The organism is Synechococcus sp. N26, assembly GCF_900473975.1.
Classification (GTDB): domain Bacteria; phylum Cyanobacteriota; class Cyanobacteriia; order PCC-6307; family Cyanobiaceae; genus Parasynechococcus.
This window is the reverse complement of sequence record NZ_UCNM01000002.1, coordinates 322,263-343,524: the sequence shown is the minus strand read 5'-3', so window position 1 is coordinate 343,524 and position 21,262 is coordinate 322,263. Positions and strand designations below refer to the sequence as shown.

The window sequence follows — 21,262 nt, the reverse complement described above, 5'->3', positions numbered from 1 at the left end:
TAATTATCTGAAAATAATCAAGTCGCACTAATTTAGATTTGTCGAATAATAATAGGTAACAAGGCGATAATTACGTTCAGCCTAGTAAGCATGGTTTAAGTAAGATAGTAGTGTATAGTGTAGAAGTTATACATACCTCCTGGTGGCGCAAGATACGTGGTTTGATATCGTAATACCAGTTCAGCGACTGAATGAAAATGTTATTACCAGTGTTAGTAGTGTATTGGCAAGTAAATATGAAGACTTCACAATAATAATAGGACTTCAAAACGATCCAATGACAAATAATGAGCAGGAATACTATGAGTATCTGCAAAAGGATAAAAAAATTAAAGTGGTGGACTGCAAGAAAAGTTATTCACTACCAAAGACATTAAATATATCTCTTGAGCAGTGTAGCCATAAATGGACAGTTCGCCATGATGACGATGATTTAATGCATCCAACTCGACTGAAAAACTTGAATGAATTAATTAAAATGAGAAGAGAAGAGCCTACAATAATTGGGCAGCAAATGCGTTACTTTAAGTTGGACCCGAAGACGAGAAGGAGATACATTTCCACTAAATGGTGCAAACAAAAACTAAATGACTTTGAATTAAAGCAGGAACTTCTTGTTATGCCATGTTTCTATCATCCTGCGATTACATTGAATCTGGAAAAACTAAAATTTCACTATAATGAGAATTATACTTATGCGCAGGACTACAAATTATATATCGACAACATGAAAGGATCAGTATACGTTGGCTCTGCAACAAAAGGCACATATTATCGGATCAAGAAAGATACAGAAGTAAAGAGGCAAAACACCTTAGATAAACAAAATACTAAAAGGCAAATGCAATTACAATTTCATGAAAAAATTATGATGGAGATGTGGAGTAAAATTGGAATAGATTTATCCGCAAAAGATGCCAGAATGCTGCGATATAATCTTGTCACAAAAGAAGAGCCGGCCGCATTCGTATTGAAAAGTTCAGACCACAAGGATGCTGTAGACTATTTTAATAAAGCCAAGTGTCTATTTAAGAATTATTATGAGTCATCAACATGAATAATCCACTAATGGACGTAATTGGTCAATCATATATAAGCAATCAAGAAAGTATAAATTATGATTTAAACCGAGAGGTGAGAGAAGAAGCTATAAGGACAGTAAAAGAAAACACTGAATTTGTAGTATTAACGCCCTTTAATTTAAATATTGGCAAGAAATCGGAAAAAGTGAGAAGTAATAGCATCGAATATCACAAATGGCTGGACTCAAGAATTGAGATATTTAATAAGCATACGGTTAACTCTATAAAATCACAAGTAATTGAATTTGATGAGTGGGGAATTTTGTTAGAATATCCATACGATATCAGAGAAACGTTAAAAATAAAAGAAATGATAAAAGGATACGATAAAATAAATCCATACTATATGTCAGGGGAGGGGAAAGATATAGATGAGATTGAATATGAAATAAGGCCTAAGAAAATCAACTATAAGATCAAATGTCAACGGGAAAATTATATCAAAAAGTATATTGCTACAACCAGGCTAGATTCTGATGACAAATTAGGTGCTATGTATATGTATAACTTGATCAAAGCAATATACTTTCTCCAAAATTCGTCAAATATCAAGAGGAACGAGCATTATTTGTTTAACATGCCTTATGGTCTAAAAGAAAAAATGGTTGATAGCTTGGATATAGTAGATAAGAAACAACATTATTTTGGTGATAACTGTTTTACAACACTTCTCGCTCCGTGGTCATCTTCTAAAAATATATTCTCGTTTCCACATGACGTTGTACCGAGAGACATTAAAAAGATAGATATAATTACTCGAGAACCAGCATGGTCTCAAATAGTCCATGAACAAAACATTATTAACTCATGGTAATCGAGAAATGCCATATAAACGTTGTAACTTCTCGACAATAACTTTAAATGAGGGCGATTCAAGTTGGTTAGAATATTTAGTTTTTAAACCAACTATAATCTTATTGAAGGCGTAAATATCCATTGGCTTTGGATTATTGTTAACGGCATCAGATAAAATGCCTTGAGCTTCTTCAAAAAATCTGATAGAGAGATCGTTATGCAAAAATTGCGAGGTTGAGGGGAGTGAGATGTCGTCTATAGTTTCTATCTCAGAAATAAAGCTTGAGATAACATTAGCGGAAAGTCGAGAATATATGGCTGGAATCTGGCAAATGTTAGCGAGAACATGGGGATCAGCTTGCAAGAGGGATATTAATTCTATCAATTCCTTGTAAGAAGAATATGAATAGGATTCAAGAATGCGGTAGTCATTTACACTTAAAAAAGGTTTGGTTTGCCAGACGGATTCAGAATTAATTAGAACTGGGGACCCAAATTGAGACGCAGTAAGAGATGGTGGATGAAAGTTATTCGAAAGATTATGCTGAATATAAATGGTATCGGGGCGAAATGACTCTTTCCAGATATGATAATCCATATAAGGTCGAACATTTATAAATGAAGAAAATTGAGAGGTTAAAAGCCTAGAAAAGATTTTTGATCTTCGCAAATGGTATCTACTAAGGGATGAACCATCAAGTTCAAAGTTTAATTCAGGAACGAGATTAGAAGTTGCTATAGATGTAAAAGCGGAAGTAGGACAGAAAATGACAGGCGCACCTAGACCACATAAAAGTTCTGCCTGCGTAGGACAAGAACTTACCAAAATTAACTTAGGGCAAAGGGATTTGATTTGGTTTATTACACATAAAATAGGATTATTGAGATGATGCAAGTCACATGCTCTAGCTATTGGAATTGCATGACCTGGTTTCACTAAACGAATAAAATGTTCAAGACCAGCTTGAACAGGAACTTCACAATAAAGTTTGTCGTATTGAGCAAGTTCAGAATATAGGGATAGATTAAATTGACAGTCTTGCCTCCAGAGAATACGATTGCCATCAGCAGCAAAAAGCGTATTTGGATCTCGGCAAATATGAAAGATCTTGTCAAAAAATAGAGAATAGTAGTGAGGGATGTAAGGCCGTGAATGAGGCGAGATATTAACAAGAACTTTCATATTCTTAAACCAAGAAAGTCATTTGAATCATTGATAGTTGTATTGATCTTCAGGCAAGAAAAGAGTAAATCATAACCTGTCTATAAGCATCGGAAGGGCTAGAATGTCTTCATTCTACAGGCCATACAAGTGGGCAAAAGCAACCTGAAGCCACAAGCTATCTACGCGCCTGAAAGAAAGATGATATCTCAAAAGGAAAATTATGCCAATAATCATGGATTTGTACCCAAATCAACGTCTACAATGTATTTTAATTCAAAAGACAGCTATAATACTATATTATCAGTCCTAAATTATTTTAAATATAAAAATAATATCGATATCATGGCTTGTGTAAGCATCCGAGATTTAGAAGGAAGACTAATTGACAGAAGAATAGAGAATTTTGAGCAAAAATCTGTGCTTAATATTAACATTTTAGAAGAATATGGGGATCTTGAGGGATCAGCGTGCTTTGAATTCTACTCAAATAAGAATTTAAGAATTCCGTACGCAGCAGTTATTGGTTACTATTTTAGTGAAACATCATGCTCTGCAGTTCATACATATGGACGTATATATAATGAATACGAACGTGAGGACGGACTCACATTAACAAACAGCTATGAAGGCAATTTTTCAATAAGACTATATGAGAATGAAGTTTGGCCTGAATTTATATTTCATAATGGAAACACTATTTGTAAAAGCCAAGACGCTGCTATTAGAGTTTGGAGTAGGGACGAAGAAATAGCACTAAAGAGTTATAGTCTTTCCGAAATGAAGCCCTTTGAGACAAAGAAGATTGACTTAAGCAGAGTCATTACAAAAGATATCGATAAAGCGCATAAAAAAGAATATTGTTGCTCAATTAATTACTCCACAGGTGGATCGTTCCAGAGGGCATTAGTTGGTAATAAAAGCCTTAAAGAAGTTCAATATACACATTCGAATTTTGACTACTCAGCAATAGATAGTGATTATTTAGATGTAAATCAATGTATGCATATGGTTGTGCCAGGGTTTCAGAATAAGGCTATAGAATCACTTTCATTAATTGTTTACCCTACAATAGGAATTTCAAGATTTGTTCTAGAAATTGAAAGTTATAGAGAGCAAGATTCCAAATCTTCAATATTAAGATCACATAACATTGAAGCTATAAGGTACGAGGAAATAAGTCTTGAAAAGAACTATTTTAGGCATAAGATTAGGATAATCCCTCTGGAAGGGGATGCTTTACCAACGAGAATTCCTTTCGTTGTTTCGCTAAAAAAACAGAAGCAGGAGATTCCTTCTGAACTATCATTGGGAGCATATTCAGATAGGCGTCCAAACAAACGTTTCTCTTGGATTCATGTTATAGACGATAACAAGAATATTAATTCGACAATATATGCATCAGCAATCACTGAGATTTATGGGGATATACCTAAGGATATTCCTATAATTTTGAGATTATATACTGAAGACAGCACAGGATATGTGGAGAAAAAGATTACCTTTGCTGCTGCAGAACTCGGATTTAATATCCTAGATCTATTTAATAAATCAGAAAAAGATGGCAAACTAAAATGTAATTATATATCAATGTTCTGCGAATATGGCGGTTTAATGTGGTATAACCTAATTGAAAATAATGATACAGTCTCAATGGAGCATAATTTTTGAACTTTACGGATATCGTACTAAATGGACCATCACTACTAAAGTTTGAGCATTTTTTAACTGATTCAAACGTTGCCAATAGAATTGTATTCTCATATGCAGCTCTTACAAAGATTCAATATAATTGGAGTTTTTGGGAGCCTGCAAGTCTTGATACATGGAATCCTCTATTTAAAAATGAGAATGATGAGTTAAATCGAGCACTTAATTCTATAAAGAATATATGGAGATATGAAGTCATTGATTTAATCAATAATGCTAAAGATCTCAATATCATATGCAGTCCTTTCAGGAATCTAGACAATCCATATCATCTCCCCCTACCAGAAAACAACAAAATCTACAAAACTAATTACTTTTTTGTTGATGAATCTTCCACATTATCAATTCTAGAATCACTTAAAACCTACTTCCAGAAATATTATAGTTCTGAGCTTATCCTTAACTTCAACTGTTCACTTATTAGAGCAGTATCTATTGCTTTAAAAATAAATTCTTCACCCATCAGGTTATATGGATTAGATCCATCCATCAATCAACATTTCTATGGGTTTCCTGGAACTCTTGATAGTATTTTTTCTCCCAAAAAAGCACTACTAGCGAAACTATTTGAAAAGTATTATGCATTAACATCAGATGTAGCGCATAAATATACATTTCACCATCGACATGGAAACAAGCCGTTCAAAAGTCAACCTGAATGCCTTGCCTTATACTTATCATTCGTAAAAAAAGTCTGTTCAAATGACTATAAACGGATATACATCTATTCTTCTGATGAACTTTTATATTCACATTTCAAAACATACAAGGTTGAAGACAGAATCAAAGGGATAATCTGACAAGGATTGCTGATGTCAATAACTCTGGACTATATATATGCGGATCATAATATTTTCTAGAAAAGGTAAGACCGGGCTATAAAATCACTTATTCAAATTGTCTCAGGATCTGAAAAGCTTCAGCTGCAAAGACTCCCATCTGAGACCCTCTAAGTACAGACAGCGAACGAACTGACTCAAGACTACGAGGGAAAGGATGTGCACCCAACTCAGACTTATAAATATTAAGAAGCTTGAGTTTCGTATCAAGCTGATCTGAAATATCTACATATAAATTGGGGAGAAATGGATTTTCTGTGGGATTAAGGCAAAAATCAGTTTCTGATATTGTTTCATAGGTCAAAACTCGCTTGATACTTGGATAGCGAAACCACTTGGTACAAGCACTAGCTGCTTCAAATGTGACACGGTGGTCGCTGTGAATATCACCGGGATGGGGCAACAACACTTCTTCTGGTGCAAAAGTTTTAAAGACGGATGATATTGCCTCTACAAGAGTGCTTATTGGATATTGATCAAGTTCAGTCGCAACGAAGTCAAGTGGAAAAAAATTATGTGGTGCAATGCTAAGACCTTCACGAACCTGAGCAATTTCATGTGCGCGACTCTGTACTCGCTGAGTACTCCAACCCTTTTCCTTTGTGATTGCAGTCATCAACAACCATCCAACCGATTCGCCATGACTTGACCTACGAAGAAGTGTTCCACCACAGCCAAGAAGCTCATCGTCAGGATGCGGAGCAACTATGAGAGATTTCATAGATAATCACCTGTTTTGATAGATATTAATGGATCATAATCAAGCAGCCAAATCGCATGAATACCTGCTTTGACAAGGAGACAGTTATCGACAGCTTCAAGTACTTTACCCGGTTCTAAATTATCGGAAACATCTAATTCAATCTTAGTTTTCCAGACCTTGAAGCTTCGACTATTATATTCGAAATGGGCTCCTACATAGGGGTGAGTTAATCCACGAACTAAATTGTGAATACTAGTTGCTGCCATACGCCAATCTATAAGGCCGTCAGCAACGCCTCGCTTTCGCCAGTTATTAGCAATGGCATGATTTTGAGGAATTACTTTTATGGTTCTATCATTTAACTTAGGAACAAAGTCGCGTAACTGTTGCATGGCGACGGAAGTAATTCGTGCATAAAGTGTGCTTGCATCATCAGACGGCTTAATATTTACCTTAACCTGTGAAATAATATCGCCAGTATCAGTGCCCTCATCCATTTGGAAGTAAGTGGAAGCTGTCTCATTTAGGCCAAGGACTAAGGACCATATTATTGGATGGCGACCCCTATTAGCTGGTAGAGCAGAAGGATGATATCCAATAATCCCAAGGGGAGGCAATGAAAGAAGTGGACCTCGAATGATTCGGGACCAGCCAAAACAAAAGATAACGTCAGGAGCAAGTTTATTAATCCAACTGATGCAATCGTGACTATTAACATCACGAACAGAGCATACTGGTATGCCGGCTTTGTTTGCAATTGGAGTCAAATCTTCGTGGTCAGCATTAAAGCTTGAAGAGCTGACAGTACAAACTCCAACAACATCTGCTCCCAGATTAATTAACTCGCGCAAGGCGTGGGCAGAAAAAACAACAGATCCTATAAATAGAATTTTCATTAGAATTTTATATCAAAAAAGCGTTTCTTGATTACGTCGTCAAAATTGATATTTTCAAGAATAGAAACGATAGATGCACTTGCCCCACCATTTCCATAAGGATTGTCAGTGCCAGCCAAAGAAGAACGGAAAGAAGGTGAAAACAATTGGTTAATCGCATCGGTAATAGACCTGCAATCTGGAGAACAATCAATTACGCTCTTCGCGCGTAAACGGCCTCGCTGACGATCACCAATATTTACTGTACCTTTTTTAAAACTTGGCACTTCAACAATCCCACTAGATGAGTTTCCGACTACTCCATCAACATATTTGACGCATGAGAGATATTTTAATTGGCCTAATGAGGTAAAGGCACGCGCATGTGGATGAGATAGGCAAAAGTCATTAATCTGCTTAAACAAGATGCGGCCATCAGTGTCAGCATTAGGCATTGTAAATATTAGGCCGGTATTATGCAATTGACTCAGCGAAAGTAATAACTCGCGCATCTGGTCTCCACTTGTGCTTTTTTCAAGAGTGACGGGATGAAATGTAATCAGAAGATTTTTCTTCATTAGCTTGAAATCTAGTGCTTCTTCTAATTCAATTTGACTAAGAAGTTGGAGGCTATGAATGCTATCAATACCTAATCCGCCAACCTGAAAAATAGACTCAGGCTTTTCACCAAGCTGTATTACTCGTTGGCGATACTCTCTAGCCGCCACGAAATGCAAATGTGACATCTTTGTAATACCATGGCGAATTGACTCATCTATCAGGCCTTCCGTTGATTCGCCACCATGAAGGTGAGCAATGGGTATACGGGCGACCATAGCCGAGGCAGCTGCAGCAAAAATCTCATAACGATCTCCAAGAATCAGCAAAAGATCAGGCTGAAGTTGATGTAATGCATCAGCAAAGCCAATCATGCCAAGCCCCATTGACTTAGTGATACCCACTGGAGTGTCGGAACTGAGCAACATTTCGACCTTGTGATCAATACTAAATCCGTCAGCCTCGATATCCCTTACAGTGAGGCCAAACTCCGGTGATAGGTGCATCCCAGTCACAATCAACTGCAATTGCAGCAGCTCAGAATCCTTGATTCCCTTCATCACCCAACGCAATAGACCGTATTCAGCGCGAGTGCCAGTTGCAACACAAATTTTCCGAGGAGTCTTCTTCATTCGATCAGCTCGTCCGCAATGAAATTGCGGGATGCCTTCTGACCAATCCAGGCATCCCAATTCATCGGAGAGATACCTGTACCAGGTCGCTTGGCGGTGAGATTTTGCTCGCTAAAGAGCTCACCAGCACGGATCGGGCAAGCTGCTACAAGCGATTTACGCACCACCGGTAAATTATCCTGTTCGCTGAGTGTTGGCCTCTTAATACCATCCCCCAAAGCCTTATCGATAGTGCGGATGCTCTGAACCATGGCGGCAAATTCGTCAGGTTCAAGACTGGCCTTATGATCCGGTCCTGGCAGGTTTCGGTCGAGGGTGAGGTGCTTCTCGATCAGCATGGCGCCCATAGCAACTGCCGCAATAGGCACCGCAATACCCTCGGTGTGATCGGAATAACCCACACTGACGTCAAAGGCTTGAGCGATCGTATTCATCGCTCGGAGATTTACCTCCTCAGGTGGAGCTGGATATTCGGTAGTACAGTGCAACACAATGATCTGGCTGCGATGCGTGCCAGCCTTCTCAAGAACATCGAGCGCAGCTTCTATTTCACCTAAATTTGCCATACCAGTGGAGAGGATGACAGGCTGTCTTTGACTACCAATTTTGCGCAAGTAAGGCAAATTAGTTATCTCTCCAGAAGGCACCTTCCAACGCCTAAGCTGTAGAGATAGCAAAAGATTGATACTTGAAATATCAAAAGCAGTAGAGAGAAATTCTATATCTTTATTGTGGCAATAATCAATTAACTCACCATGCTGATCTGGTCGGAGTTCAAGGGACTTCAACATTCCTAACTGACCCTCCAAGTCATCTAGAACTTTCTTCTGATAAGGTGCCTGTTCTGCGTGCTCAGTAACAAGCTGGCCGGCTTGAAAAGTCTGAAATTTGATTACATCAGCGCCTGCCTCGGTAGCCGCGTCGACTAGTTTCTTGGCAAGCTGAAGATCACCATTATGATTTACACCAGCCTCGGCAATGATTAGGGTTTTTTGTGTAGTACTCATTGGTTCCTTAGAGGCCATCCCATTACACGTTGACCAGCGCCGATAGTCGTAAACCTTGGAAAAGTCAAACCTTCACGAATCATAGCTCCACTACCAATAAAGCTATGGGATCCAATATGTACACCTCCATTGACCAAGACACCAGTACTGACATGACAATGATCATCAATATGGACATCATGTTCGATCAGCGCACGACTATTGATGATGCAGTGATTGCCAACAACTGCTGCTGCATTAATGATCACACCATGGCCCACAGTGGTTCCAGGACCGAGCTGGGCGTACCGGCTGACAACGGCATGGGGTGAAATGACAACAGGAAATTGAAAACCAAGCTGTTCCAACTGCTGAACTAAACTTACTCGTGGAGCAGAATCTGGCAACTGGCCTATCGCAACCACTACTGCCTGGCATTCTTCACGAAGCGAAGGCAAATCGTCGTCACATCCAATAACTCGGTAACCCAAAATGCTATTGCCCACCTGGTCAGGCAAACCTACCAACCCGTGAATCTGCCACTCCGCACTCGATTCGATGAGCTCGATGAGAGATCGAGCATGGCCTCCACAACCGACAAGCAAAAGCTGCTTCATGCCGCCCAGCCATCCATAATCTGAGGACTACTAGGTAGGTTAAGCAAGCGAAGTGCTTGATTTTCAGCTACAACTAACGAACCTGCAGAGCATGTTTCGTACATAGGCAGGCGATGCAGTGGGGACCAAATTGGTCGTAGCAAAATACCAGTGGAATGAGCACTCTTAAGGAGCTCTTCACGCTGAGCCTGCGCGATCAAGGGATCATCCGCAGTAAAGCGCAAGCTCATAAGCCAATGATTACTACGACATTCTGTTGGTTCTTTTGTTAGCTCAACTCCTTTGAGGCCAGACAAGGCATCTTCATAGCACTTAGCAAGTAAACGTTTTGATTGAAGCCGACGATCCAAATCCTCGAGTTGAGCAACACCAAGTGCGGCATTGAGATTCGGCAGTCGATCGTTCCAGCCAACCGCATCATGGTAAAACTCCCAAGGATGAGGCTGCTTAGCGGTGGTCGACAAATGACGCGCGCACTTGGCTATTTCAGCATCATCGGTAATGAGGGCACCACCACCACCCGTAGTAATCAACTTATTACCGTTAAAGCTCAGAGTGCCCACCAAACCAAACAGGCCGCAATGGGTTCCTGCTCGCCAACTCGCGAGAGCTTCGGCGGCGTCTTCAACAACGGGTAGACCCCAGGCATCAGCAACAGACCGCAGCAGATCCACCTTGGCTGGATTGCCAAATACATGTACTGGCAGTACCGCAGCGATGCGTCGACCTGTTTCTTTATTGAACAGAAAATCTTCGCGTCGCTCAGCGATGGCCTCAAGGCGCGAAGACAATGCAAAAGGACACAAACCAAAAGCACTCTCCTCAACATCCACAAAGTGAGGTATTGCGCCAAGATGAGCGACAGCATTAGCAGTAGCCACAAAGCTCAATGGAGGCAACAGGACTTCGTCACCTTGCCTAACCCCCGCTAAATGCAGAGCTAAACGCAGTGCGACAGTGCCATTGCTCACTGCCACCGCATGTTTTGCACCAGTAAAAGCGCAAAGCTCTTGCTCAAAGCGACTAACCCAGCTGCCTGCCGTGCTTACCCAGCCAGTGTCAAGACAATCCCTGACATAAGCCCAGGCTTGGGTACCACTGAAATCCGGCTCGTGCAAATTGATGGGGTTCTCTTTGGAGCTGAGACCCACCACCTGCTGAATTGCCTTGAGGACAGACTCGACATTGAAACCTACAGGAGCTGTCATATTTCAAACGGAATACATGCCAGGGCGATAACGCACCAAATTGTCAGGATCGCTAAACCATTCAGCAGTTTGGGATAAACCACGACGAAAGCCCGGTAAACCGCCATAAGCAGGTCGCCAGCCAGTGAGCTGACACAAGCGAGTGTTGTCGCCAAAAAGACGATTCACTTCAGATGCCTCTGGCCGCATTCTCTGTTCATCCGTAACAATCTCAAGCTGAACATTCATCACATCACCAATCAGCGCAGCCGTATCACCAATTGAAATCTCGAAGTTACTGGCAGCATTAACAACCTGACCAAGCGCTGCATCACAACTAGCGATGGCCTGGAAGGCAGCACAAGTATCAGCCACAAAATTGAAGTCACGCGTAGGCGAGAGAGCGCCTAAACGAATCTGCCGCTGTCCGGCAGCGACTTGGGTAATGATTGTTGGTATAACTGCCCGGGCACTCTGACGAGGGCCGTAAGTATTAAACGGACGCAAGACCGAAACAGGCGTTTCAAAACTGCGCCAATAACTCAACGCAATTTGATCAGCACCAATTTTACTAGCTGCGTATGGCGACTGACCCACCTGCGGGTGCTCTTCTGTGATGGGTACAAATTGAGCTGTCCCGTACGTCTCAGAAGTTGAAGTATGCACAACGCGCCCTACCCCAAAATCACGGGCCGCCTGCACAACATTCAACGTGCCGTGAATATTGGTGTCCACGTAGCTAGCAGTGGCTACATAACTGTAGGGAATAGCAATTAACGCCGCCAAGTGGAACACCTGATCGCAACCCCGCACCGCCTCACGCACACACTGTGTATCACGGATATCGCCAAGTACTACGTCAAGCTCTGCTTTGGTGCTCTCCGGAAGGCTATCCAGCCAACCCCAACTACCACTGGAGTTGTAGAGGCAAAAAGCCCGCACCTGATGACCCGCTGCCATCAAGCTTTCAACAAGATGGGAACCGATAAAACCATCGGCGCCAGTAACCAGGACTTTGCTCATCGTTGTATTTTAATCAAATTTGTCGTTGCTTCAAAAATTCACCCCACTCCCAGTCGAGAGGAGTATCAATATCAACAGAGTAATCAAGAGGCATTACGTAGCCCACAGTTTTGGAATTCCTAAAACTCTTCTCCCTCTCCAAGAAAGAACGTGATGCCAAATATAGAGCCCCGTTCAGTATGTATGCGGTCGGCAGCTCTTGGCGACACGATACATCCGGAGAATCAATAAAAGGATTCAACACTCGATCTGGGGACAATGTGAACATCCATGAAGGGTGCTTTCCCACAGGCGCTACTGAAACAACCGAATCGGAGCCAGCTTGCCGATGAAGTGCAACAATTGCCTCGACATCTGCAACACGACGAAGAGGAGAGGTGGGCTGCATGAGCAATACTTCCGTAACCTCGGGGAGCTTCTGAAGAGCATGGAGCACTGGAGAGATACCTGGGGCGGTATCGCTAGCCAACTCAGGGGGCCTAAGGAAAGGAACCTCCGCTCCTCCTCTGCGTGCAATCCCAGCAATTTCGGAATCTTCCGTGCTGACCACAACCCGATCCACACTTGGCGCCGCTAGCGCAACATCAATTGACCACTGCAGCAATGGCTTACCGCAAAACGGTTTGATGTTTTTACGTGGGATACCCTTGGAACCACCCCGCGCCGGAATGAGTGCAAGAAGAGTCATAGGTTTTCCTGAGCAGGCCACTCACGGTGTGCTTGCAACAATGTTTCTGGACGACCTACATCTAACCAATATTCATGAACTGGACAGACTGTCACTCGATGTCCAGATTGCTTTGCAAGTTGCAGTAAGCTAGGCATGTCAGTTGATTGGTTTCGAGGCAATAACTCTAATAAGCTAGGATCGATCACGTAAACCCCAGCGTTTACCAGATGCCGATATGTAGGTTTTTCTTGAAATGATGAAAGTTCAACACCAGTAGTCTCTACAACACCAAATGGAACAGACAACTCATGCTCTCGCACACATATTGTGGCAGCGGCCCGATGCTGATCATGGAATTGTAATAGCTGTACTGGACTCAGTCGGGTAAGAACATCACCGTTAAGCACCAAAAACGGTTCTTGTACAGAGTCAGGCAATAGCTTGAGGGAACCTGCCGTACCAAGTGGTTGATTTTCGACTAAATATTTAATCGATACACCCCACTTTGAACCATCTGAGAAGTAATCGATTATTTGCTCTTTCAGATAATTTACAGAAAAGTAAAAATTGACGTAGCCACTTGAAATACACTGCTCTAAGATAATTTGCAGAATAGGTTTAGCTCCAACCTTCAACATTGGTTTTGGGCAATCTTTTGTTTGCAGTCCAAGCCGGGTACCCTTACCACCAGCCATAACAACAACTGCGTTACTTTGCTGCGGCGGAAGCAGTAAATTTTTTAGCAGAAGTATCTCAGTCACACATCCTTGCAGATCTAATACAGGAATCTGACTTAATTTATTGTGACGCATTATCTCGAGAATTTTCGCCTCATCATTGCGATTTCGTACAAAATGAAAATCGCGGTTCATTACTTGCTCTACCGGGGCCTCTAGAGTGAGTCCTTGCAGTAGACCTCTTCGAATATCGCCATCAGTAATGGTCCCCAAAAGAAATTGTCTTTCATTAACTACCAACGCGATTTGAGATGCCCCATCGTTAATAACTCTCATTGCGGCTATAAGCGCAGTCTCAGGAGAGACAAAAAACTTTTGCAGTTGATCAACAGATTGATAGTTCATGAAACAAATAAATCACTAGCCTTTGGTAAAAAATTTTCGCCTATACGACGAATCAACTGCAAAACATTTTCACTATAACATAATTCTGACATTAAGCCAAAAGAACAAGCTCTGTGAGCATCAATCCTTTGGCAAGCCAGAATTAATTGATCCCATATTGCAGTTCATGAATTATTTAGACAAGAAATTTGCGGCAGTCATTTAATAATTGGATTCACTATCTAGTCATCTTTTGTCGTAGCTGCTTAACCCTATCTCTAAGGTTCGCCGCTTCTTCAAAGTCAAGTTTTTTAGCTGCTTCCTTCATCTTGACCTCAAGCTGATCGATCAATTCCGGCAGCGCTTCTAATGCCAAGCCAGCATCGGGATCGTTCTCAAGGGCCTTGGCGGCCTTGCCGACCACCTCCACCAGATCCGCGTCCGGCCCGTCCTGTTTCAACTTGCGGGACAACTCCAGGAAGCTGAGGATCGAATTGCTGGCCTTCTTGCCCGCGGCAGTCGGCACTACGCCGTGCTTCTCGTTGTAGGTCTGCTGGATCGCCCGGCGCCGCTCGGTTTCAGAGATGGCCTTGGCCATCGAGTCGGTCATGTTGTCGGCATAAAGCAGCGCCACCCCCTCCACATGGCGAGCAGCCCGGCCAATGGTCTGGATCAAGGAACGCTCGGCCCGCAGAAAACCTTCTTTGTCGGCATCGAGGATCGCTACCAGGCTCACCTCCGGCAGGTCGAGACCTTCTCGCAGGAGGTTCACCCCCACCAGCACGTCGTATTCCCCTAGACGTAGATCCTGGATGATCTCGATCCGCTCGATCGAGTGGATCTCCGAGTGGAGGTAGCGCACCCGCACCTCATTCTCCGCCAGATAATCGGTGAGGTCTTCCGCCATCCGCTTGGTGAGAGTGGTGACCAGCACCCGCTGGTTCTTGGCTGCCCGATCGCGGATCTCTCCGAGCAGATCGTCTACCTGACCGGTGGTGGGCCGCACCTCCACCACCGGATCAAGCACTCCTGTGGGGCGAATCACCTGCTCAGCCACCTCACCTCCGCTCACCTCCATCTCCCAATCACCGGGGGTGGCTGAGACGAACACGGTCTGGCGTGCCTTCTCCCAGAACTCGGCACCCTTCAACGGTCGGTTATCGGCCGCACTGGGCAGGCGGAAGCCGTGCTCGATCAGCACCTTCTTGCGGGCCTGGTCGCCGTTGTACATCGCCTGCAGCTGCGAGCAAGTGACGTGGCTCTCGTCCACGATCAACAGCCAGTCGTCCGGAAAATAATCAATCAAGCACTCCGGCGGCGTGCCCTCCTCGCGGCCGGCCAGATGGCGAGCGTAGTTCTCTACCCCGTTGCAATAGCCCACCTGACCCAACATCTCCAGGTCGTACTTGGTGCGCTGCTCGAGCCGCTGGGCCTCCAGCAACTTGCCTTCGCCGTTGAGCACGTCCAGCCGCTCCCGCAGTTCGGAGCGGATGGCGCTAATGGCGGAATCCAGCCGATCTTTGGGGGTTACGAAGTGCTTGGCCGGGTAGATGTTCACCGCATCCATGCTCTGCAGGATCTCGCCGGTGGTGGGGTCGAGATAGCGAATCGCTTCCACCTCATCGCCGAACAGCTCGATCCGCACCAACCGGTCTTCGTAGGCCGGGCCGATCTCCAGCACATCCCCCTTCATGCGGAAACGGCCGCGGGCGATTTCGGTGTCGTTGCGGCTGTACTGGTTGTTCACCAGCTCCCGCAGCTGGCTGCGGATGTTGAGGGTCTCGCCCACTTCGAATTTCACCGCAGCCTTGAGGTATTCGCTCGGAATCCCCAGGCCATAAATGCAGCTGATCGAGGCCACCACGATCACGTCGCGCCGTTCAAACAACGAGCGCGTCGCCGAATGGCGCAGCATGTCGATCTCCTCGTTGATCGACGCCGTCTTGGCGATGTAGGTGTCGCTGACCGGTACGTAGGCCTCCGGTTGGTAGTAGTCGTAATAGGAGATGAAGTACTCCACGGCGTTCTCCGGGAAGAACTCCCGCAGCTCGTTGCAGAGCTGGGCCGCCAGGGTTTTGTTGTGGGCCAGCACCAGCGCCGGCCGGCCGGTCTGGGCGATCACGTTGGCCATCGTGAACGTCTTGCCCGTGCCCGTCGCCCCCAGCAGGGTCTGATAGCGCTCGCCGCTGTTCACCCCCGCCACCAGCTGCTTGATCGCCGTTGGCTGATCACCCTTCGGCGAATACGGAGCCGTGAGGTCGTAGGCGGGCATGGGTGCGGAGCCAGACGGCGGCCGTCAATTATCGCCGGGGAGCAAGATGAAGTGCTGCGGCTCCCCCACCCGTGACCCCGATCCGGCTGGTTCACCATGCCCCCGGTGCCCCCGGCCTGCGTTGGCTGGGCCTCGGGCCGGATCTGCACCCCAGCCGGGCGCTGCTCAAGCTGCAACGGCTGTTCGATCGCCACGCCTTCTGGGCCCGCGGCCGCAGCTTTGCTCAGCTGCGGCGGTTGCTGGCTGGTAGCGATGCCGTGGTGAGCCTCTGGCGCGGCAAGCGGCTGGTGGGCTTCGGCCGGGCCACCTCCGATGGCTTCAGCCGGGCCGTTCTCTGGGACATCGTCGTGGCCGGCGACCTGCAGGGCCACGGCCTCGGCCGCCGGGTGATCGAAGAACTGCTGCACACCCCGCCGGTAGTGGGAGTAGAGCGGGTGTATCTGATGACCACCAAGAGTGCCGGTTTCTACCGGCAACTGGGCTTCCAGGATGCGGACCCCCAACAGCTGATGGTGCTGCGCCGCTGAGGCATCTCAATCCTGTTGAGCCCGGTACGATCCGAATCCGTTAGATCAGCCGATGCCACGGTCCGCGTCCCAGTCCCCAGACGACGCCCTTCAGGGCAATCTGTTCGGGGCGCCTGAGCCGGCCGCACCGACTGCACCCACCAGCGAACCTGAGGCCGCCAACCACGACCTCAGCGACGACGAACTGGGGGCCGATGCCGCCGCCCGGCCCCGAATCCGCCAGGCCACGGCGAGCGGGGGCAGCAGCGAATCCCCAGATGCAAGCGATTCAGAAACCAGCAGCGACGAACCGGCCTGGGCCCACCACAGCCAACTTGATCCGCTGCAGCTGACACCGATGCTGCGCCACTACGTTGAGCTCAAATCGGCCCATCCCGAGCGGGTGCTGCTCTACCGCCTGGGCGACTTCTTCGAATGCTTCTTCGAAGACGCAATCAAACTCTCCCGGGTGCTGGAACTCACCCTCACCGGCAAGGAAGGCGGCAAGGCGATCGGCCGGGTACCGATGGCCGGCATCCCCCACCACGCCGCCGAGCGCTACTGCGCCGAACTGATCAAGCAGGGCTACAGCGTGGCCCTCTGCGATCAACTCGAAACCAACCCCACCAAAGGTGCCCTACTCAAGCGGGACATCACCCGGGTGCTGACCCCCGGCACCGTGCTGGAGGAGGGCATGCTCAGCTCGCGGCGCAACAACTGGCTGGCGGCGGTGGTGGTGGAGCCGGCCGAGGGAAATCAACCACTGCGCTGGGGACTGGCCAGCGCCGATGTAAGCACCGGCGAGGTTCAGGTGATGCAACGTGAGGAGAGCAGCACCCTGCACCAGCAGCTGGCCCAGCAGGAAACTTCGGAATTGCTCTGGGCCGCCGCTTTCGATGCCGAGCGTCCGGCCTGGTGCCCGGAACAAATACGGCTCACGCCGATGGCCAGCACCCCCTTCAGCCCAGTGGAGGCGGAGCGCACCCTGCAGCAGCACTACGGCCTCAGCAGCCTCGATGGCCTCGGCCTGCCGGAACATCCCCTGGCCCTGCAGGCCCTCGGCGGGCTGCTGAGCTACCTGCAGGACACTCAACCCCTGGAGGAGGACAGCCACATCCCCCTGGAAGTGCCAGCGATTGTGCACCGCGGAGATGCCCTGGTGCTGGATGCCCAGACGCGCCGCAACCTCGAGCTCACTGCCACCCAGCGAGACAACCAGTTGCAGGGTTCGTTGCTCTGGGCCATCGATCGGACCCTCACCGCCATGGGCGGCCGATGCCTGCGTCGCTGGCTGGAAGCACCGTTGATGGACCGCGAGGCTATTCAGCAGCGCCAGGATCTGGTGAGCAACCTGGTGAGTGAACGCAGACTGCGGCAGGCGATCCGCCAGCTGCTGCGGCCAATCGGCGACCTGGAGCGGCTGGCCGGCCGGGCCGGAGCGGGCCATGCCAGTGCCCGCGATCTAGTGGCCATCGCCGATGGCCTGGAACGGATGCCCCAGCTCACCGCTCGGCTGGAATCTGCGATCAGCGCAGGGCCGAAGTGGTTGCAGCAGCTGCTCAGCCCCGATCCAGCCCTTGCCGAGCTGGCCCGGACGATTCGCCGCAAGCTGGTGGAGGCTCCACCACTATCTCTATCAGAGGGCGACCTGATCCATGACGGCGTCGACCCGCTGCTGGATGGGCTGCGCAACCAACTGGACGATCAGGATGCCTGGCTCAGCCACCAGGAGCAGCAGGAGCGTCAACTCAGTGGCATCAGCACCCTGAAACTGCAGCACCACCGCACCTTCGGCTATTTCCTGGCGGTGAGCAAAGCCAAGGCCACCGCCGTGCCAGACCACTGGATCCGGCGTCAGACCCTGGCCAACGAGGAACGCTTCATCACCCCGGATCTCAAGGAACGAGAGGGCCGCATCTTCCAGCTGCGGGCACGGGCTTGCCAGCGGGAGTACGAGCTGTTTTGCCAGCTGCGCGAGCAAGTAGGAGCCATGGCCGCCCCGATCCGCCAGGCGGCCCGCGCCGTTGCTGCCCTCGATGCCCTCAGCGGCCTGGCCGATGTGGCCGCCAGCGGTGGCTACTGCGCACCAACCATCACCGACGGCCGGGGGCTGCGGCTGGAGGCTAGCCGCCATCCGGTAGTGGAGCAACGGCTGGTGGAAACCGCTTTCACCCCCAATGATGTGCAGCTCGGTGAAGGCACAGATCTTGTGGTGCTTACGGGCCCCAACGCCAGTGGCAAGAGCTGCTATCTGCGCCAGATCGGCCTGCTCCAATTGATGGCTCAGATCGGCAGCTGGGTTCCGGCCCGCTCTGCCACGATCGGCATTGCCGATCGTATCTTCACCCGGGTGGGTGCTGTAGATGATCTGGCCGCCGGCCAGTCCACTTTCATGGTGGAGATGGCCGAGACCGCTAACATCCTTCATCACGCCAGCGACCGTTCCCTGGTACTGCTCGATGAGATCGGGCGGGGCACCGCCACCTTCGATGGGCTATCGATCGCCTGGGCCGTTAGCGAACACCTGGCTGGCGTCCTGGGCAGCCGTACGGTGTTTGCCACCCACTATCACGAGCTCAACAATCTGGCCGCTGAACGCGACAACGTGGCCAACTTCCAGGTGACGGTGGAGGAAACCGGCGACGATCTGGTCTTCCTCCACCAGGTGCAGGCCGGCGGCGCCAGCCGCAGTTACGGCATCGAAGCGGCACGGTTAGCCGGCGTTCCCATGACAGTGGTACGACGGGCCCGTCAGGTGCTCCATCAGCTGGCGGCTTAAGCACAGGAAAATCAATACGGCCGAAGAACCCCTATATCCGCGAGTTGAACCATCAAATCAGCCAAGCAAATCTTTAACTCAGGGTCATCACCCTTACAAAACAGAGTACGTCTTAAAAGTGTCAATGCATCACGACTCAATAATAAATCTACCTCATCGTCTGTACGTGTACAACCCGCCGAAGCAAGGTGCAGTTTAGGACTAGTCACAAACGGGACAATAGTGCTCCAGGAATTAGAAACTTTAGCCATCGCAATATCAACAGCATGCAAAGAATCTGCTGTATTCAAAATTTCTTGGAGCTGCACGCAGAGGCGACCTGCAACTTCAGGAGCCATCAAGAGAGAATTCAGGCAAGGAATCTTAAATCCATCAGTCACTTCTAGCCATTGCCTACCATCACGCCTGGCCGCAGCAACAGCATGAAGCAAGCCTAAACATTGGCGAGGGGAAACATAGGCATCTGTGCAGAAAACATGCTTACGCACTGCAAGACCATTGAGCAGATCATCCTCAACCAGCCTTACAAACGAATCCGAGATATCGATATCATCTTCCATTAAATGAACCACAGAAGCAGATGATTGACTCGCCCGATCAAGCATGCGAATCCAACCCTGCCAAGCACCCCACTCTCCTTGCTTCAATCCTCGACAAGATGCTTCAGCAACATCACCTTCGACTCCAGCAACTCGTTGATAGTGAACAGAAAGTCCTAATTCGCCCAAACGCTTCCGCATCCAAAAAGCTCGCTCCCCACATCGATCCAGATTGAGCCAGAACCCTTCCAAACCAGCCATCACTAACTCGCTCCAAAATCGAGAGAGCGCTGGCGCTGAGCCGTCATAGAAGTCGCTTGGTCGTTCTCAGCCAAAACCAAAGGCGGAATAACCACAGAAGCCTGAAGATCCGGATACAAACGATTCATCTGAGCATCCAAGGTCATAGATGGCACCTGGGGGATGCCTCGACCGACTAGCAACGGTTCGGCCTCAAAACGCGGCAAACCATTGAACAAATTCTGTGCTCCACGGGGGGTCACCACATAACCCGGTAAACCCAGGGCTTTCTCCAAACGAACGACTCGCCGGTTCGGCTGTTGATCCAAAACTGACCTGATCTGCCGAAGCGAGGGGAACGCTGGTTCAAACAAACTGATGCAGTCGACACCTGAGAAGACTTCTGCGCGCAACACAGAGTTCAAGTTCCAACCCAACAACAGGACATCTATTTCTTCAGAAACCTGCTCAAGAGCTTCAGAACAACACCGCTGCCAATCCGACGCCACCATGACGTCGTCCTCCAGCACGCAGATTGGCCGGTTGAGTTCAAGACAGCGCCGCCACATCAGGAAATGACTCAGACCGGAACCGATTGCACCCTTGCTCCAACCGCTCTGCCAAGCCTTGGGCACTCGTCGGCTCTTGGAAATCGCATCCCACTGCTCAACGCCATCCACCCCATCGACAAACACATAATCCAACGCCGTTTCACCATTGCGCTGGGCAAAAGCAGCACGACGTTCCTGCGAGCGGCGCAGGGAAATCACCTGTGCTGGAAGCTCTAAAGCTTGGAAAAGGTCAGCTGGCATCAATCAGGCCGCTCCGTCTGCTGCAGCAACGTCAACACGTATCCCGGCCGCTGCTGATGCCCGTAGGCCACTGCCTCCTGCGAAATCGGATCAGGATGCAGGTTATCCAGCCCAGAAGTGGAACTCCCAGCAAATCCCCCCTCGAGATGCTGCAGCACATGAATGGATTCATGGCTGATCAAGGTGCAGCGAACCTCTGGGCTCATCGGACGTT

20 protein-coding genes are annotated in these 21,262 nt (G+C 47.9%); 6 read left to right on the top strand and 14 right to left on the bottom strand.

The genetic code is table 11. The annotated features are described in order from the left end of the window. Positions 1-142: 142 nt before the first annotated feature. Together DXY33_RS01780 and DXY33_RS01775 are read left to right on the top strand one after the other, a co-directional pair. Complete coding sequence (locus DXY33_RS01780; RefSeq protein WP_170950896.1) at positions 143-1,057, top strand: glycosyltransferase; 915 nt, start codon at positions 143-145, stop codon at positions 1,055-1,057. Continuing rightward, positions 1,054-1,896, top strand: coding sequence for a glycosyltransferase (locus tag DXY33_RS01775; RefSeq protein ID WP_115131492.1), 843 nt, complete (start codon positions 1,054-1,056; stop codon positions 1,894-1,896). The genes DXY33_RS01780 and DXY33_RS01775 overlap by 4 nt, the downstream gene beginning before the upstream one ends. On the opposite strand, the gene DXY33_RS11920 is transcribed toward DXY33_RS01775, so the two are convergent. Continuing rightward, on the bottom strand, positions 1,888-3,060 hold the full coding sequence (locus DXY33_RS11920) for a hypothetical protein (RefSeq protein ID WP_136975408.1): 1,173 nt from the start codon (positions 3,058-3,060) through the stop codon (positions 1,888-1,890). The genes DXY33_RS01775 and DXY33_RS11920 overlap by 9 nt on opposite strands. Positions 3,061-3,189: 129 nt before the next feature. Here DXY33_RS11920 and DXY33_RS11915 point away from each other — a divergent pair, with 129 nt between their 5' ends. Next, positions 3,190-4,710, top strand: coding sequence for a hypothetical protein (locus tag DXY33_RS11915; protein ID WP_136975407.1), 1,521 nt, complete (start codon positions 3,190-3,192; stop codon positions 4,708-4,710). Further along, the gene (locus DXY33_RS11910; protein WP_136975406.1) at positions 4,707-5,549 is read left to right on the top strand and encodes a hypothetical protein; all 843 of its coding nucleotides are present in this window, start codon (positions 4,707-4,709) and stop codon (positions 5,547-5,549) included. Before DXY33_RS11915 ends, DXY33_RS11910 begins: the two co-directional genes overlap by 4 nt. 88 nt (positions 5,550-5,637) lie before the next feature. On the opposite strand, the gene DXY33_RS01765 is transcribed toward DXY33_RS11910, so the two are convergent. From DXY33_RS01765 to uvrB, 10 genes are all read right to left on the bottom strand, one after another. Continuing rightward, entirely contained in the window at positions 5,638-6,309 is a 672-nt protein-coding gene (locus tag DXY33_RS01765) for a PIG-L deacetylase family protein (protein WP_115131490.1), read from the bottom strand. Further along, positions 6,306-7,187 carry a methionyl-tRNA formyltransferase gene (locus DXY33_RS01760; RefSeq protein WP_115131489.1) on the bottom strand — a complete coding sequence of 294 codons (882 nt, stop codon included), beginning with the start codon at positions 7,185-7,187 and terminating at the stop codon, positions 6,306-6,308. Before DXY33_RS01760 ends, DXY33_RS01765 begins: the two co-directional genes overlap by 4 nt. Continuing rightward, positions 7,187-8,356 (bottom strand): UDP-N-acetylglucosamine 2-epimerase, encoded by a 1,170-nt coding sequence (gene neuC, locus DXY33_RS01755; protein ID WP_115131488.1) that lies wholly within the window; start codon positions 8,354-8,356, stop codon positions 7,187-7,189. Before neuC ends, DXY33_RS01760 begins: the two co-directional genes overlap by 1 nt. Next, positions 8,353-9,381: an N-acetylneuraminate synthase gene (gene neuB, locus DXY33_RS01750; protein ID WP_115131487.1), complete on the bottom strand. Its 1,029-nt coding sequence runs from the start codon at positions 9,379-9,381 to the stop codon at positions 8,353-8,355. Before neuB ends, neuC begins: the two co-directional genes overlap by 4 nt. Beyond that, positions 9,360-9,959: an acetyltransferase gene (locus DXY33_RS01745; RefSeq protein WP_115131486.1), complete on the bottom strand. Its 600-nt coding sequence runs from the start codon at positions 9,957-9,959 to the stop codon at positions 9,360-9,362. Before DXY33_RS01745 ends, neuB begins: the two co-directional genes overlap by 22 nt. Beyond that, positions 9,956-11,167, bottom strand: coding sequence for a LegC family aminotransferase (locus DXY33_RS01740; protein WP_115131485.1), 1,212 nt, complete (start codon positions 11,165-11,167; stop codon positions 9,956-9,958). The genes DXY33_RS01745 and DXY33_RS01740 overlap by 4 nt, the downstream gene beginning before the upstream one ends. A 3-nt stretch (positions 11,168-11,170) precedes the next feature. Next, complete coding sequence (locus DXY33_RS01735) at positions 11,171-12,169, bottom strand: NAD-dependent 4,6-dehydratase LegB (protein WP_115131484.1); 999 nt, start codon at positions 12,167-12,169, stop codon at positions 11,171-11,173. A gap of 13 nt (positions 12,170-12,182) precedes the next feature. Beyond that, the gene (locus DXY33_RS01730; RefSeq protein WP_115131483.1) at positions 12,183-12,857 is read right to left on the bottom strand and encodes a cytidylyltransferase domain-containing protein; all 675 of its coding nucleotides are present in this window, start codon (positions 12,855-12,857) and stop codon (positions 12,183-12,185) included. Then, positions 12,854-13,921: a nucleotidyltransferase family protein gene (locus tag DXY33_RS01725; RefSeq protein WP_115131482.1), complete on the bottom strand. Its 1,068-nt coding sequence runs from the start codon at positions 13,919-13,921 to the stop codon at positions 12,854-12,856. Before DXY33_RS01725 ends, DXY33_RS01730 begins: the two co-directional genes overlap by 4 nt. 217 nt (positions 13,922-14,138) lie before the next feature. Then, positions 14,139-16,172 carry an excinuclease ABC subunit UvrB gene (gene uvrB / locus DXY33_RS01720; RefSeq protein ID WP_115131481.1) on the bottom strand — a complete coding sequence of 678 codons (2,034 nt, stop codon included), beginning with the start codon at positions 16,170-16,172 and terminating at the stop codon, positions 14,139-14,141. 71 nt (positions 16,173-16,243) lie between these two features. On the opposite strand from uvrB, the gene DXY33_RS01715 reads away from it, so the two are divergent. Together DXY33_RS01715 and mutS are read left to right on the top strand one after the other, a co-directional pair. Beyond that, positions 16,244-16,699, top strand: coding sequence for a GNAT family N-acetyltransferase (locus DXY33_RS01715; protein ID WP_115131480.1), 456 nt, complete (start codon positions 16,244-16,246; stop codon positions 16,697-16,699). Between the two features lie 52 nt (positions 16,700-16,751). After that, positions 16,752-19,457, top strand: a complete 2,706-nt coding sequence (gene mutS, locus DXY33_RS01710; protein WP_115131479.1) for a DNA mismatch repair protein MutS — start codon at positions 16,752-16,754, stop codon at positions 19,455-19,457. An 11-nt stretch (positions 19,458-19,468) separates the two neighbouring features. Here mutS and DXY33_RS11905 read toward each other — a convergent pair whose 3' ends face one another. The 3 genes from DXY33_RS11905 to DXY33_RS01700 are packed head-to-tail and all read right to left on the bottom strand — an operon-like array spanning position 19,469 to position 21,254. Then, on the bottom strand, positions 19,469-20,257 hold the full coding sequence (locus DXY33_RS11905; protein WP_136975405.1) for a hypothetical protein: 789 nt from the start codon (positions 20,255-20,257) through the stop codon (positions 19,469-19,471). Positions 20,258-20,259: 2 nt separating this feature from the next. Further along, the gene (locus DXY33_RS01705) at positions 20,260-21,048 is read right to left on the bottom strand and encodes a glycosyltransferase family 25 protein (RefSeq protein ID WP_115131478.1); all 789 of its coding nucleotides are present in this window, start codon (positions 21,046-21,048) and stop codon (positions 20,260-20,262) included. After that, a complete protein-coding gene (locus DXY33_RS01700) occupies positions 21,048-21,254 on the bottom strand; it encodes a hypothetical protein (RefSeq protein ID WP_136975404.1) in 207 nt (68 codons plus the stop codon). Before DXY33_RS01700 ends, DXY33_RS01705 begins: the two co-directional genes overlap by 1 nt. Positions 21,255-21,262: the final 8 nt, after the last annotated feature.